Annotated in this window: 14 protein-coding genes; 2 read left to right on the top strand and 12 right to left on the bottom strand. The window is 61.4% G+C overall.

Features of this window, described 5'->3' with window-relative positions; translation table 11 throughout:
- Position 1: 1 nt before the first annotated feature.
- The 7 genes from FKV68_RS25655 to FKV68_RS25625 form a co-directional block, all read right to left on the bottom strand.
- Positions 2–1,081, bottom strand: a complete 1,080-nt coding sequence (locus tag FKV68_RS25655) for a Gfo/Idh/MocA family protein (RefSeq protein ID WP_180943341.1) — start codon at positions 1,079–1,081, stop codon at positions 2–4.
- Complete coding sequence (locus FKV68_RS25650; protein ID WP_180943340.1) at positions 1,074–1,403, bottom strand: L-rhamnose mutarotase; 330 nt, start codon at positions 1,401–1,403, stop codon at positions 1,074–1,076. Before FKV68_RS25650 ends, FKV68_RS25655 begins: the two co-directional genes overlap by 8 nt.
- A 9-nt stretch (positions 1,404–1,412) precedes the next feature.
- On the bottom strand, positions 1,413–2,525 hold the full coding sequence (locus FKV68_RS25645) for a mandelate racemase/muconate lactonizing enzyme family protein (protein WP_180943339.1): 1,113 nt from the start codon (positions 2,523–2,525) through the stop codon (positions 1,413–1,415).
- 1 nt (position 2,526) lies between these two features.
- Complete coding sequence (locus FKV68_RS25640; RefSeq protein ID WP_180943338.1) at positions 2,527–3,624, bottom strand: ABC transporter ATP-binding protein; 1,098 nt, start codon at positions 3,622–3,624, stop codon at positions 2,527–2,529.
- A gap of 5 nt (positions 3,625–3,629) precedes the next feature.
- Positions 3,630–4,496, bottom strand: a complete 867-nt coding sequence (locus tag FKV68_RS25635) for a carbohydrate ABC transporter permease (RefSeq protein ID WP_180943337.1) — start codon at positions 4,494–4,496, stop codon at positions 3,630–3,632.
- Positions 4,496–5,392, bottom strand: coding sequence for a carbohydrate ABC transporter permease (locus FKV68_RS25630; protein WP_180943336.1), 897 nt, complete (start codon positions 5,390–5,392; stop codon positions 4,496–4,498). The genes FKV68_RS25635 and FKV68_RS25630 overlap by 1 nt, the downstream gene beginning before the upstream one ends.
- Positions 5,393–5,573: 181 nt before the next feature.
- Positions 5,574–6,893 (bottom strand): ABC transporter substrate-binding protein, encoded by a 1,320-nt coding sequence (locus tag FKV68_RS25625; protein ID WP_180943335.1) that lies wholly within the window; start codon positions 6,891–6,893, stop codon positions 5,574–5,576.
- Positions 6,894–7,059: 166 nt separating this feature from the next.
- Between FKV68_RS25625 and FKV68_RS25620 the strand changes: the two genes are divergently transcribed.
- Both FKV68_RS25620 and FKV68_RS25615 read left to right on the top strand, forming a co-directional pair.
- Positions 7,060–7,848, top strand: coding sequence for an IclR family transcriptional regulator (locus FKV68_RS25620; protein ID WP_180943334.1), 789 nt, complete (start codon positions 7,060–7,062; stop codon positions 7,846–7,848).
- A 112-nt stretch (positions 7,849–7,960) separates the two neighbouring features.
- On the top strand, positions 7,961–8,797 hold the full coding sequence (locus FKV68_RS25615) for an amidohydrolase family protein (protein WP_180943333.1): 837 nt from the start codon (positions 7,961–7,963) through the stop codon (positions 8,795–8,797).
- Between the two features lie 113 nt (positions 8,798–8,910).
- Here FKV68_RS25615 and FKV68_RS25610 read toward each other — a convergent pair whose 3' ends face one another.
- From FKV68_RS25610 to FKV68_RS25590, 5 genes are all read right to left on the bottom strand, one after another.
- On the bottom strand, positions 8,911–10,050 hold the full coding sequence (locus FKV68_RS25610; RefSeq protein WP_180943332.1) for an ABC transporter substrate-binding protein: 1,140 nt from the start codon (positions 10,048–10,050) through the stop codon (positions 8,911–8,913).
- Complete coding sequence (locus tag FKV68_RS25605) at positions 10,047–11,207, bottom strand: CaiB/BaiF CoA transferase family protein (protein ID WP_180943331.1); 1,161 nt, start codon at positions 11,205–11,207, stop codon at positions 10,047–10,049. The genes FKV68_RS25610 and FKV68_RS25605 overlap by 4 nt, the downstream gene beginning before the upstream one ends.
- A gap of 8 nt (positions 11,208–11,215) precedes the next feature.
- Positions 11,216–11,767 (bottom strand): MaoC family dehydratase, encoded by a 552-nt coding sequence (locus FKV68_RS25600; protein WP_180943330.1) that lies wholly within the window; start codon positions 11,765–11,767, stop codon positions 11,216–11,218.
- A gap of 454 nt (positions 11,768–12,221) precedes the next feature.
- Positions 12,222–13,337 (bottom strand): fumarylacetoacetate hydrolase family protein, encoded by a 1,116-nt coding sequence (locus FKV68_RS25595; RefSeq protein WP_180943902.1) that lies wholly within the window; start codon positions 13,335–13,337, stop codon positions 12,222–12,224.
- A 37-nt stretch (positions 13,338–13,374) separates the two neighbouring features.
- Positions 13,375–14,757 (bottom strand): MFS transporter, encoded by a 1,383-nt coding sequence (locus tag FKV68_RS25590; RefSeq protein WP_180943329.1) that lies wholly within the window; start codon positions 14,755–14,757, stop codon positions 13,375–13,377.
- Positions 14,758–14,797: the final 40 nt, after the last annotated feature.

Here is a 14,797-nt window from a genome sequence, read left to right as displayed (position 1 = left end):
GTCAACGTCCGGGAAGTGGCGCGATCGGGGTTGCGGGCCGCGCGCTGGATTGATAGGCCGCCTCGACCAGCGCCATGGTCTGCCAGGCGTCGTCGACAGAGCCGGTCAACTGCTCGTCCTCGCCGCTGGCGAAGCGTTGCAGGTTGGCCATGCGATTGGCAAAAGCGTCCGGGAACCAGGCGCCCTTGAGCGGTACCTCAACCCATTCCATGCCGCCGGCAGGACGGATCCAGAGTTCGTCGGGCTCGCCGCGCGGGTAGTCGAGATTGACACCAAGCTTGACGTATGCGGCGCCCTCCGTCCCCGAAATGCGGAACTCGCAAGCCTGGAACTTGCGGCCGAAATCGTGATCGTGATTGACCGAAAGCACACAGCGCACGCTGTCTCCGTAGTCGAGGATTGCGGCCGTGCGAGTCTGCGCCACCTCATGATTGGGGTGACCTATCGTCTTTGCATGCACACCGTTCGGATTGCCAAGGAACCCACGGATCAGGTCGAGATAGTGGATCGAGTGCATTGCAATCTCGATCCGCGGCAGTCCTTTCAGGAATGGCCAGAGGCCCCAGGGCGTGGCGAGAGCAAGCCACGCATCGAAATCGACAAGCTGGCCGAGGTAGCCCTTTCCGATTGCGTCGCGCAGCGCCAGCATCATCGGGGCAAAGCGCAGCTGGAAATTGACAGCCGCCTTCAGTTGCCGATCGCGGCAGATGTTGAGGATCTCCGTCGCAGCTGCGAGGTCCCCGCCCATCGGCTTCTGGATCAGCGCGGCCGATCCGACCGGCAGTTTCGACAGTATCAAGGCATGGGCGGCCGGCGGCGTTGCTAAGTCGAAAAGCGCATCTGGACTGGCCAGCGCCTCCGCTTCGGTGGCAAACGCCCGAATGCCCCAGTCGGCAGCAAGCGAGGCTGCCTTCTCGCCGTTCGGGTCGAAGATGCCGGCAACAGGAAAGCCCGCCTTTCGGTAGGCCGGAAGATGCGCGTCGCCAACAATGCTGCCGGCGCCGAAGATGACGATCGGCCGCGGGTTTTCAGGTGCCGGCCACGATTGCTTCAGGGACGTGGGGTCGAAGCGGTCAGCCATGATGGAAGACTTCCTCCATCATCGCCCACCATTCGCCGTGCTTGCGTGTTTCGAGCGGCTTCTGGCAAGGCATGCACACGGACCACCATTCCTGGTTCTTCGGGTGCGCCGCCATCTTGGCCATATCGGCGGCGAAGTCGTCGCCGACATATTCCCAATAGCCGAACAGCAGGTTCTCCGGTTCCTTCAAGAAGATGGAGTAATTCGTGACGTTGCAATCGGAGATCAGCGCTAGGATCTCCGGCCAGACGGCAGCGTGCAGTTTCTTGTATTCGGCGATCTTTTCGGGCTCAAGGCCGATCACCATTCCCATCCGTTGCATGGCAGCCCCCTATTTCGTAAATTCGCGGGTGAACTCGTCGATAGAGCGCGCGTTGACCGCATCCCAGTCCCAGGCAATGCCGATGCCGGCTTCCGACGGCGCGATCGCGCGTCCGTCGCGGATCTCCATGCCCGTCGTCGTCAGTTCATCAAGCTGCGGAATGTATTCGACATACTTGCCATTCGGCACGGCGCAGACGAGGCTGACATGCAGTTCCATCAGGAAGTGCGGGCAGACCGGAATATCGAACGCCTCGGCAGCATGCGCAACTTTCAGCCAGGGGGTAATGCCGCCAATGCGGGCGACGTCGACCTGCACGATCGAGCAGGCCCCCTTCTGCATATACTCCCGGAAATGCCGTATCGAATACATGGATTCGCCGACGGCGATCGGGGTCGGCGTCGAGCGGGTCAGGCGGATGTGGCCATCGAGGTCGTCGGCCGGCAACGGCTCCTCGATCCAGGCCAGATCCAGCTCCCTCAGGCGTGTGGCCCGGCGGATCGCCTCATCGACGGAGAAACCCTGGTTGCAATCGGTCATGATCTCGAAGCCATCGCCGAGCGCCTTTCGCATGGCCGAAAGGCGGTCATAGTCTTCGGATCCGTGCGGCTTGCCGATCTTGACTTTGGAGCCGGAAAAACCCCTGGCCTTGGCCTGGAGAGCATCCTCGACGAGGGCTTCCTTTTCGATATGCAGCCAGCCGCCTTCGGTGGTGTAGAGCGGGCAACTGTCCTTGGCGCCACCGGCGAGCTTCCAGAGCGGCAGCTTCTGCTTGCGGGCGCGCAGGTCCCAAAGGGCGGTGTCAACGGCGGCCAGCGCCAGCGCCGTTATCGCGCCGATCGTCGTGGCATGGGTGGCAAACTCCATCTTGTGCCATATGGCCTCGATGCAATCGGCGTCCTCGCCGATCAGGATCGGAACGAGGTGATCGGACAACAGGCGCATGACGGAGGATCCGCCGGTGCCGATCGTGTAACTGTAGCCGGTGCCGGTTGCGCCATCGGAATCCGTTATGGTGACGATCGGCGTTTCCTGGCTGACGAAGCTCTGGATCGCGTCGGTCCGCTTCACCTTCGGCTGCAGATCGACCATGCGCAGCTCAATTTTCTCGATCCTTGCCATGTCAGCGTCCCATCGCCTTTCCGGTCTCGATATCGAAGAGATGGGCGCGCGAAAGGTCGAAGCTCATGCGCACACGTTCGCCGGAGCGCAGGGGACGCGGATTGAGCATGCGCGAAACCCAGTCGCGACCATTGAATTGGATAAACACCAGAGTCTCGTTGCCGAGCGGTTCCGTAATTGTGACCGGTAGATCGGCCTCATGCACGGCAGCGGCATCGCCCGCATGAAGTCCATGCCCCGAGGGATAGATGTCATCCGGGCGCAGGCCGAAGGTGACCTTCTGTCCTGCACGAACAGCACCGACAAATCGGGGCGGGATCGGCAGGCGGATGCCGGTCGCAAAGACCAGCTGTCCTTGATCGACGATGGCTTCGTCCATGTTCATCGGCGGCGAACCGATGAAGCCGGCGACGAATTTCGTGGCGGGCCGCTGGAACACTTCCTCCGGCGTCCCGACCTGCTCGATATGGCCGTCGCGCATGATGACGATGCGATCGGAGAGCGTCATCGCCTCGACCTGGTCATGGGTCACATAGATCATCGTCGCCTGCATGCGCGCATGCAGCTTCTTGATTTCGGTGCGGACCTGGGTTCGCAGCTTCGCGTCGAGGTTCGACAGCGGCTCGTCAAACAGGAAGACATCGGGCTGACGCACGATCGCACGCCCCATGGCCACGCGTTGACGCTGGCCGCCCGAAAGTTGCGACGGACGGCGCTCCAGCAGATGGCCAAGGTCGAGAATGGTTGCAGCCTCTTCGACGCGCGCCTTGATTTCAGCCGCAGAGCGGCCGGCGATCTTCAGCGAGAAACCCATGTTCTCCGCGACAGTCATATGCGGATAGAGCGCGTAGGACTGGAAGACCATCGAGATGTTGCGGGCGCGCGGCGGCAGGTCGTTAACCTTGCGGCCGCCGATCTCGATTGCACCGTCGCTGACATCCTCGAGGCCAGCGATCATCCGCAGTGTCGTCGATTTTCCGCAACCGGAGGGGCCGACGAGCGCGATGAACTCGCGGTCCTTCACCTCGAGATCGATGCCGTGAACGACGTCGAGCGCGCCATAGCGTTTGACAAGTTTCCTGAGGGTGACAGGAGCCATGAATGTTATCCTTTCACCGCGCCGAAGGTGAGGCCCGAAACGAGGTGCTTTTGAATGATGAAGGTGAGCGTGAGCGCCGGAACGATCATGACCACGGCGAGCGCGCACATGCCGCGCCAATCGATCGTGAACTCGGCGGTATAGTCGAGCAGGCCAACGGGCAGGGTTTTCGAATTGACCGAGCGGGTGATTTGCGACGCCAGGCCATATTCGTTCCAGGAAGTTAGGAAAGCGAAGATGCCGGCGGACGCGATTCCGGGACCGGCAAGCGGAAACTCCACTTGCCAGAAAGCCTGCCAGGGCGTGCAACCGTCGATCTGCGCGGCTTCGGCGAGATCCTTTGGAACCTGGCGGAAGAAACCGTCGATCAACCAGATGGTGAACGGCACGTTCAGCGCGACATAGGTCAGGATCAGGCTGAAATGGGTATCGATGATGCCGGTGCGGGCATAGATCATGAAGAGCGGGAGCGAGAGCGCGATGCCGGGCACCGCCCGCGTCAGCATGAAGCCGAGAAAGATCGCCGACTTTGCCTTGAAGCGATAGCGGGCAAAAGCGTAACCGCCCGCCATGCCTATCGCCAGAGCAACCACCGTCGACGTGACGGAAATGATCAGCGAGTTGCGGAAATAGTCCCAGACGGGCACCCCGCCCTGCCCGGCCCCGGAGAACATGGCGCGATAGGCATCGAGTGACAGGCTTTCCGGGATCCAGACCGGCGGTTTTGCCATGATCTCGACCGTTGGACGCAGCGACGACAGCACGATCCACAGGCCGGGCAGGCAGATCACGGCCATAGCAATAAACAGCCCGATCAGATGCGCCGTTTTCAGGAGGCGCCGGCGCAGGCGATGCGACGAATTGATATCCATTACCACTCGGCTCCGATCTGCTGGCGCGCGGCGGCGAGCTTGCGGAAGAAATAGACGGTGAAGACGATCGAAAGCAGAATGGCGACGTAGGCCATGGCGTTCGCCATCCCCATGCGCGCGTCGGCATAGGCCGTACGGCCGATCAAGGTCCACAGAAGCTCGGTGCGCTTGGCCGGTCCGCCATCGGTCATGATTTTCACGATGTCATAAGCGCGTGCGACGTCGAGCGAGCGGATCGTCATGGCGATGAAGGCAAACGGCATCAGATAGGGCCAGGTGACGTAGCGGAAGGTCTGCCACGGCGTGCAACCGTCAACATGCGCTGCCTCGACCGGATCCTTGGGCATGGCCAGAAGTCCGGCAAGGATGAGGATGGCGAAGACTGCGGTCGATGACCAGACCTCGGCAATGATGATCGAGACGAGCGCAAGATTGCCGTCGATCAACCACGGGATGGCTCGATCCGTCAGCCCGAGCGACTGCAGCGCGTTGTTCACGAAACCGATGTTGTCGTTGAACATGAACTTGAATTGGAAGCCGACGAGCACGGGGGAAAACATCATCGGAAACATCATCACCGTGCGAAGCAGCCGCTGGCCGTGAGTGGCCTTGTCGACGAGCAGCGCGAGGCCCAGGCCAAGCAGCATCTCCGTGTTCAGGGCGATGGTGAGCAGCAGGACGGTACGGCCGAAGGCAATCCAGAAATCCCAGTTGCTCAACACCGCGATGTAATTGCGCAGACCGACGAAGATCCAGAGGGATTCAGGCTTGGTCAACCGAAACGGCGTGAAGCTCGAATAAAATGAAAAGACAAGCGGCAGCACGATGACCGCTGCCAGCACGACAAAGGCCGGCAGCAGCAGAAGGACCGGCGCAGACAGTTTCTTGAGCTTCATCAGGCATTCCTGAGGGTGACATGACAACGCCGCGCGTCAGGCGCGGCGCGCAAGGGGCGCTGCAAGGCTGAAACTTGCGGCATGATTTTCCCTCGGGTCGCCTTGATCCGAGGAGCTGCGCAGGAATGGGCGAAGGCGGCGCCGGCACCTTGGTATCGGCGCCGCCTTGCTTATTTACCGTTCAGAGCTTTCCAGCATCTTCCAGGATGCCGGTTGCCTTTTCGGCGGCGGCGTCGAGCGCCTCCTTCGACGTCTTGTCGCCGAGGATGGCGGCCTGGAGTTCAGGATAGACGGCGTTGGAGATTTCGATCCATTCCGCCGTCTGCGGAACCGGGAATGCGTGTTTGGCCGCTTCCTGGAACGCCTGCAACACCTCGGTCTTGTAGGCGTCGCCTTCGGCAGCCTTGATGTTGTACTCCCACACGGCGGTGCGCGTCGGCAGCGGACCGGACGCCGATTCCAGTTTCTGGCTGTCCTCGTTGGTCAGCCACCAGACGAGCGATGCGGCCGCCTCCTTGTTGGCGCAATCCTCCGTAACCGAGAAGCCATGGTGACCGGACCAGCCTGTGCGCTTGCCCGAGGAGCCTGCCGGTTGAACCTTGACGCCGACATTGCCGGCAATCTTCGATGACTTCGGATCGTTGAAGAAGCCTGCCCAGCCGGGCCAGTCGAGATTGACGGCGATCGAGCCGGACGCAAAGCCCTGACCAAGATCGTCCCAGAGATAGTTCGTCGTGCCCGGGGGCACAGCCTTGTCCTTGTAGAGCTTGACGAACCAGTCGAGCGCCTTGACACCCGCCTCCGAGTTGAAGGCCGGACGACCATCCTTGTCGAGGTATTCGCCGCCCTCGGCGACCAGCATTTCATAAAAGCGGCCATTGATGGCCTCTTCCTTGCCAGCAAACTGCGTGCCGTAGAAGTTCGGAGGGGCCGCGAAGAATTCGGCCTGGTCGCTGACCTGGGCCCAGGTATCCGGCGGCGCAAGGTCGTAGCCGTACTTTTCCTTGAAGGCGGCCTTCTTGGCGTCGTCCTGATAGAGGCTCTTTTGATAGTAGAGCGCCGAGACGTCGAACTGCGCGCGCGGAAGCATGACGAGCTTGCCGCCGAGCGTCGAGGCGTCGATTACGGCCGGAACGAACTTCGCGATCTCGTCCGACGGAAGCAGGGCGAAGAGATCGGTGTAGATATCGGGATACTGCGGGGCGAAGGAGGAGTGATTCGAGCCGACGCACCAGCTGATGCCGCCCGTGGCGATATCCGACTTGATCTCCTTGTCCAGTTCGAAGTGGTTCTTCTTCGACAGGATGTTGACCTTGGCGCCGGTCGCCTTCTCCCATTCCGCGATCCGCTCATAGAGCTTTTCGTATTGCTGTCCGCCAATCAGCTTGGCGTCGATGGTGACGCCCTCGAACTTGCCGGGCAGTTCCGCGGCACTGGCCGCTCCCACTGCGCAGGCGAGCATGATGACTCCGGCCGAGACGCCGGAAAGCAGCCTGTTCATAACCTCTCCTCCACTGAAGCGCCCCTATTCCCGGCGCGCATTTCTCATTTGTGAGAAACTAATTCATATACAAACAACGATTTTATCGTCCGTCAAGGGCAAACTTTCTTTTGTCGACGGCTCTCTCTGCGTATATGGATATTCCTATTCACTAAGGAGGACGCTCATGGACGCTGAAGACTCCGATCGCTACCGCGCCCCCGCGCTGGACAAGGGACTTGACATTCTCGAACTGCTTGCGAGCGTCGATGGCGGCCTGACGCAGGCTGAGATATCGAAGAGGCTCAATCGCAGCCCGAACGAATTCTACCGGATGCTCGACCGGCTCGTGCGCCGTGGCTATGTCACGCGTATCGATGGCGACCGCTATGCCCTGACACTGAAGCTTTTCGGTCTAGCCCAGTTGCACGCGCCGGTGCGGCGCCTCGTCTCCTATGCGACGCCTCTGATGCGCGACCTTGCGCAAAAGTCCAAGCAGGCAAACCAGTTGACGGTGTTCGATCGAGGCTCCGCCGTGGTCATTGCCCAGCAGGAAGCGCCGGACTATTGGGGTATCTCGATTAGGGTCGGCTCACATATCAGCCTGTTCGACACCGGTTCCGGGCATGTTCTGCTCGCCTTCCGCACCCCTGAGGAGCGTGAGATGATGATTTCCGAGCACGCACGCAGCAAGGACGAGATCTCGCTCGGGCCGGAATTCTATGCGCGTCTCGACCAGATCCGCGAGCGTGGCTACGAAATGATGGCGAGCGCGCAGACGGCAGGGGTCTACAACCTTTCAGCTCCCATTCTTGGTCCCGATGGACGCGGCATCGCAGCCCTGACCATTCCCTATATCGCGCTGGTCAACGCGCCATCTGCTCCCGATATCACCGAGACCATATCGCTCTTGCGCAACGCGGCGACACAGCTTTCGGTGCTCGCTGGATCGGACGTGGCGCAATCGTCTGAATGAGCAGGCGCCGACAAAAGCGTCGGCGCTTGACGTCACGATCAACCCGCAAAATTTCTTATTTGAATGGGTTCTTCTTATGTGAGAGGGTGAGGCATACGGAGGAGGCCTGATCTTGATCGTCGATACCCATCTGCATCTCATCAACAAGTCCGCGCTGACCTATCCTTGGCTAGGAGGTGTTCCCGCCCTGGATCGGGACTTTCTCTATTCGACTTATGAGGCGGAAGCTCGGCGTGTCGGCATCGATACCGCGTTGCACATGGAAGTCGATGTCGATCCGCGTGAGATCGAGATGGAGACCAGCGAAGTTGGGCAGCTTTCACGACGGGAGGGCAGTCTGCTCAAGGGCGCGATTGCCGCGTGCCGCCCGGAAGAGGATGGCTTCGCCGCCTATCTCGAACGGCAGCAGGGCGATCCTCTCGTCAAGGGTTTTCGTCGCGTCTTGCATGTCGTCCCCGACGATCTGTCCGACGGTGCCGTCTTCCGCGAGAACCTCAAGCGGCTTGCCGGCAGCCGCTTTACCTTCGATCTCTGCGTCTTGCCGCACCAGATCCCAAAGGCCATCGCTCTTGCCGATCTCGTGCCCGATCTGCAGTTCGTGCTCGACCATTGCGGTGTTCCCGATATTCGCAGCGGCGCCGAGCATCCCTGGTGCGAGCACATAAGCGAGATCGCGCGACGGCCGAACGTTGTCGCCAAGATTTCCGGCGTCGTCGCCTATGCCGATGAAAGCTGGAATGCCGAGACGCTGCGACCTTACGTCGAACATACGATCGGCGTCTTCGGCTGGGACCGCGTCGTCTGGGGCAGCGATTGGCCGGTCTGCACCCTCGGCGGCAACCTCTCCACCTGGGTTGCGACCACCCACGCGTTGCTCAACGGCTGCAGTCCTGACGAACGGACAAAGCTGCTCTCGGCAAACGCCCGTCGGATCTGGAGGCTCGCGTAGAGCGGCGCGGCCAGTCGTGGCAGCGCACCCGCAGGCAAGGCATAAGCCGCCGGTTGCGGACATATTGTGCAAGCGTCGGAGACGGGCCCATCGCACATCTCCGACGTTTGTCGTCACACCTTATTGGCGAAGCTCTCGACGAAGAGCCGGTTAAGATCGTCTACGACCTGCCTCGCCTTTTCCTTGCGCAGCAGCCCGCTGTTGATGCGATCCGAGGCCGCCTGCTGGAATGGCATGTAGCCATCGTGTCGCGGACGCACCCAGGCGGCTTCCAGCGTCGCGCGGGTCGCGCGGTAAAAGTCGGCCGTTGCCGCGTTCACCGCATCGTCGTCCCAGGCGTCGCCGTGTCCGGCTTGTCCGCCACCAAAGGCGTAGGTCTGGCGCTGCACCTCTCCGCTTGCAACCCAATAGGCAAAATCGCTCGCTTGCCTGATGGACGACGAGAAGGCGGAGACGGCAATTCCTGTTCCACCGAGCGCAGAACCGCTCGGGCCATTCTGGCCGGCAACCGGGATGTCGCCAAACAGGATAAGCGATGGCCTGAAACCGGCAATGGAATAGCTGACATAGCCGTAAATCAACGGGGCGCAGGCGGCCGTTGCCTCCGGTCCTGACATCGCCTCCAGTACAGCGATCGGATCCATCTCGAAGCAGGCTGGATCGATAAGCGAGACAAGCTCACGAAGCATCTCGAAGGCGGCCACACCCCCTTCGTGGTCGACGAGGTCTGTTTGTCCGTCCACCGCGCAGGGATGACCGAGATTGCCGCAGAGAGTATAGAAGCTCATCAGCGAATGCGGCGGCCGCAGCGGCAGCAGCACGGCACCCGTGCGGGCGAGGTAAAGCAGGTCGGACCAGTTCGAAACACGGTCGCCAAGGTCCGGACGCCAGGCCTGGACCTGTGTCGCAGCATCGATCGGAAAGGCCCATTGGCGCCCGTTCCAGGCGTAGCTTGGATAGGATTGCCCGACTGAGCTCGCAGCCAGCGCCTGACATTCGGCCTCCCGGCCGGCCACGTCGAGGGGCGCGAGGCACCCTTCGTTGGTGATCTGCCCGACATGCGGGTGATCGATAACGATCAGGTCATAAGCCTTGGCCAGTTCCTCGACCGGATAGGTCTCGAAATCCTGCAGCGAGCGCTTCTCCCAGTGGATGGCAACCCCGGTCTTTTCCTGCCAGAGCCGGGAACACGCCACCATGGGATCGTAGCCGCGCGGATGGCTCCACGTCATGCCTTTCAAGGTGATGCTCATAGGCCGAATTCCTCGCGAATGGATGCACTGTGTTCGCCGATCCGTGGGGCCGCGCGGTCGACCTGAGCGCGCCGACCGTTGACCCGCAGCGGCGAACGCGTCGTCAGGATCGACACGTCGTCTTCGCGATTGACGGTCTGCAGCATGTCGAGGACGCGAAAACCGTCGCTCTCAAGCAACTCGTTCCAGTTGAGCACGCGAGCGCACCAGATGTCGGCCGGTTCGAGCACTGCCAACCAATGGCCAACGGTGTTCTCGCCGATGCGCTCCGCGATCAGGGTCTTGATCTCGTCGCGCGCGGAGAACCAGGAAGACGGGTCGTCGCAATAGGGTGCGAGCTGCGGCATCTCGAGCAGCTGGGCAAGTCTTGAGATCGGCGTCATCGCAATGGCGAGATAGCCATCCTTGGCCGGATAGACCCCATAAGGTGCGGACAGATAAGCGTGAGCGCTGCGGAAATCGGAGCGCTTCGGCAGCCGTCTGCCATCGTTGAGGTGGGTCGTCAGCACCTCGAACTGGAAATCGACCAGCGCTTCGAGCAGGCTCGTTTCAACGAGGCTGCCTTTGCCGGATATGCCGCGGCGGACGAGGGCAGCGAGAATGCCCTGTGCGGCGGCGGCGCCGGCAAGCATGTCGCCAACGGCAAGACCGAAAGGGACCGGCCCTTGCGCTTCGTCGCCGTTCAGCCACATCACGCCGGAGCGTGCCTGCGCCAGAAGGTCTTGACCGGGGCGCGTGACCCAGGGACCCTCTTCCCCATAGCCGCTGATCGAAGCGTAGACGATGCGTGGATTGATCGCCCGAACGGCCTCGTAGTCGAGCCCGAGCCGTTGGATGACGCCCGGTCGGAAGTTCTGGATCAGGACGTCGGCCCTGGCGAGCAGCGCCTTCAGTGCCGCCACGTCCGCTTCGTCCTTGAGATCGATTGCCAAGCTCTCCTTGGCACGATTGATTGCGTGGAAAATCGTGGAGTCGCCACCGATCTCGGTGTCGCTCAGGTAGAGGCGGCGCGAAAGATCGCCGCCGTCCGGGCGCTCGATCTTGATGACGCGCGCACCGAGGTCCATCAGCCTCAGGGAGCAATAAGGACCGGAGAGAAACTGGCTCATGTCGACGACGACAAGACCGGCAAGTGGCAGTTCGTTTTCCTCGTGCATCGCTGTTCTTATTTCTCTGTCTTGCCGGCGAAGTCTGCCGGATTCCTGTATTTCACCGTCTGCAGGTGCTCGCAGTAGAGCACCGGTTCGCCCTCGTTCTTGAAGACCTGGTAGCTGGCTCGGATCAGGCCCAACTCCTTGTAGCGCGGTGTTTTGTCCATGTTGGTGCGGATCGTGTAGATCGTGTCGCCCAGAAAGACCGGCTTGATGAAACGCAGCTTGTCGTAGCCATAGGAAAAGGCGTTGACACAGTTCGTGGCGACGAGGCCGAGACCGGCCGAGAAGACAAAGGCGCCAGCCACCAGGCGACGACCGAAAATTCCTTCGCGCTCCGCGAACATCTGATCCTGGACGTAAGGGTGAATGTCGACGACCAGCGTGTTGAACAGGTGGCTGTCGCTCTCCGAGATCGTCCTGCGCAACGAACGAATGCGCTGACCGACCGGCCAGTCCTCGTAAAACCAATTCTCCGCGTTCCAGACCGGAAGGGCCGCATGATCGTCCGGCATGTCGGAGGGGCGCGTCGTCGAGACGCCGACGGTCGGTGCGAATTCATTCATGAGGAAGTCCTGCACAGATTCGCGCCAGGTTCCGCAGTTGGCCATTATTGGTCGTGCTTATCAAAAGGGCGCGACCGCAGTCGTCGAGCATGATCTCCTCCTCGTTTTTCTTATGTAAAGATATTGTTCACATATGGAGCCGCTTTGCAAGATGCAAATGGCCGATCGCTGCCAGGCTCGCCTCCGACAATAGGCACCGACCGCAACCTGACGCGTGATCCGCTAGGGGATGGCCGTTCAAACTCAGAAATCCACTTGCCATTCACTGGCGAGATGCCTCGAGCAATGGCGCCGTCCAGCAATACAATGCGCATACGAGGCGCTTCAGCGCCGGAGCCAGTTCGCGCGCACCTTGACTGGTTACAGGGTCACTACACCGCGCGAAGGGCGGAAACCGGGACCGACTGCCCGGCAAACCGCTCGGTTGCGCGGCGAAGACCACGGATGAACGAGACTAGATCAGCTCACGCCGTGCCAGGTTGCGCATCAGATGCGAGGCACTGAACGTCCATTCCGGGCACTCGGTCGAGAGTTTCACACGGTTGACGAGCGCACCGAGCTGGCCGTTGGAGATGGTCACCACGTCGCCGATCTTGTGCGTGAAGCCTTGGCCCGGCGCGTCGCGGTCCTCGACGGGTGCGAAGAGCTTGCCGAGGAAGAGCACGAAGCCGTCGGGATATTGGTGGTGCCGGCCGCGGGTCTGGGCGACGAGATCGAGGGGATCGCGGCTGATTTCCTTCATGGAACTCTTGCCGCGCAGCACGAAACCATCCTCAACTTCGACGGCGAGATCGAGTTCCGCATTGCGGACGTCCTCGATCGAATAAGTGTCGTCGAACAGACGGAAGAACGGGCCGATCGCACAGGAGGCGTTGTTGTCCTTGGCCTTGCCGAGGAGGAGCGCGGAGCGACCCTCGACATCGCGAAGATTGACGTCGTTGCCGAGGGTGACGCCTTTGATCTTGCCTTGGCTGTCAACGGCCAGCACGATCTCCGGCTCGGGGTTATTCCAGTTCGAGATCGGATGCAGGCCGACAGCAGCACCCGTTCCGACCGAGGACATCACCTGTGACTTGGTGAAGACTTCCGCGTCCGGGCCGATCCCGACTTCGAGATATTGCGACCAGAGGCCTTCCTCGATCAGCGCGGCCTTGACCTTCTGCGCGGTCTCGGAGCCCGCCTTCAGATCGCGCAAGCTCGTGCCGATGATCTGGGCGACCTTTTCGCGGATGCCGGCGGCGCGCTCGGGGTTGCCGGCGGCGCGCTCTTCGATCACCCGCTCGATCATGGAGCGCGCAAAAGTCACGCCGCAGGCCTTTACCGCCTGGAGATCGACGGGTGCGAGAAGATGCAGTTGCGACAGTGTAGCCTCCCGGATCGAGAGCAACTCCGCGAGCGAACCGACGTCCTTGCCCTCCGCCTTGCTCACGAATGCGGCCGGTGCCTCCAGCTCAAGCAGGTCGCGCATGGTTGCAGCCTGTTTCGAGGTAATGTCGTAGACACGGCCGTTGCGGACCGCCACCAGGATCGGCCCCTCCACTTCGGGCGACCAGGCACGGCCGACAAACATTCCGCTGGCGAAAACGCTGGTTGAGCTGTCCAATGGATTACTCCTTGAATCCGAGGTGACCGAAATCGCCGGCTTTTGTCTCTTTCCGGACACGTGCAGTCCCGGCCGCCCCCATCGAATTGGCCTGAGCTTTCGCGGCTTCAGCGTCGAGACGGCGGGCGCGATCGACGCTCAGAACCGAGACCAGCGTAATCAGGCAATAGACCGCCGTGATGATCGCGACGGGCCAGGGCGAGCCATACCATTCGACCAGCGTCGTCGCGAGCAGCGGCAGCGGTCCGATCAGCAGTGCACCCGTGACCTCGCGTGCGAATGCGATCGCGCTGTAGCGCACCTCCGTCGGGAAGATATCGCAATAGAAGGCGGGTTGGACACCGAAAGAGGAGCGCGCGCCGATCGCGTGGCCAAGGATGATCAGCAGCACCGCCGTCCACGGCGTTCCTGCGCCAAGCATATGGAAGTAAAAGAGCGAATAGACCGCAGCGACACCCGCGCCGATCGCCATGACCGGAACGCGTCCGACACGGTCCGACAGAGCGCCGAACACGACGCACATTACCGCGCCGAACGCACTCGACAGCATGACACCGGTCAGCACGATCTCGCGCGCGAAGCCCAGCTTCGATGTTGCATAAGCCAGCGTGAAGGTCTGGAAGACGTAAGAGAGATTGGGCGCGAGGTTTGCTCCCATTGCTGCAAGCATGGTGCGGGGATGCTGGCGGAGAACCTGTACCACAGGCAGCTTCGTGTCACGGCGCTCTTCCTTGACCTGCAAGAACTCCGGCGATTCCGGAACCCGCTGGCGGATATAGATGCCGAGGAAAAGCACCAGGCCGCTGGCGAGGAAGGGAATGCGCCATCCCCAGGAGTTGAAGTCGTCTTCCGGCAGCAGGGTGAACAGCGCGAACACTCCTGACGCAAGGATCGTCGCCACGTCAACGGCGGCCGCAGGAAGGCTCGCGAAGAGGCCGCGGCGCGTTCCAGCAACTTCGCCCGCCATCACCACCGCACCTGCATATTCCGCACCAGCGCCCAACCCCTGGACGACACGCAGGAGAAGCAAAAGAACAGGCGCCCAGATGCCGATGGTTTCATAGGTCGGAAGGCAGCCGACCAAGGTCGTGCTCACACCCATCATTATGAGGGTCAGCATCAACACCGGCTTGCGGCCGATGCGGTCGCCCATCCAGCCGAACACGATCCCGCCGATCGGCCGCACGAGGAAGCCGACCGCGTAGGTCGCGAACGAGGCGAGGATCCCGGTTGTCGGATCGAACTGCGGGAAGAATAGATGGTTGAAGATCAGTGCCGCCGCCGTCGCATACAGGATGAAGTCGTACCATTCGACAACCGTACCGATCGTGCTGGCGAAGATAGTCCTGGCGAGCGCTTTCGACTTGTCCAAGGTTTCCGTCGTCAATTCATCCTCCCTTGATTGAATGTCATTCATTGCCGCCACT

This window comes from Sinorhizobium mexicanum (genome assembly GCF_013488225.1).
In the GTDB taxonomy this organism is placed as follows: Bacteria; Pseudomonadota; Alphaproteobacteria; order Rhizobiales; family Rhizobiaceae; genus Sinorhizobium; species Sinorhizobium mexicanum.
Note: the sequence above shows the minus strand (reverse complement) of the source record. Positions and strands in the feature narration are given on the sequence as shown.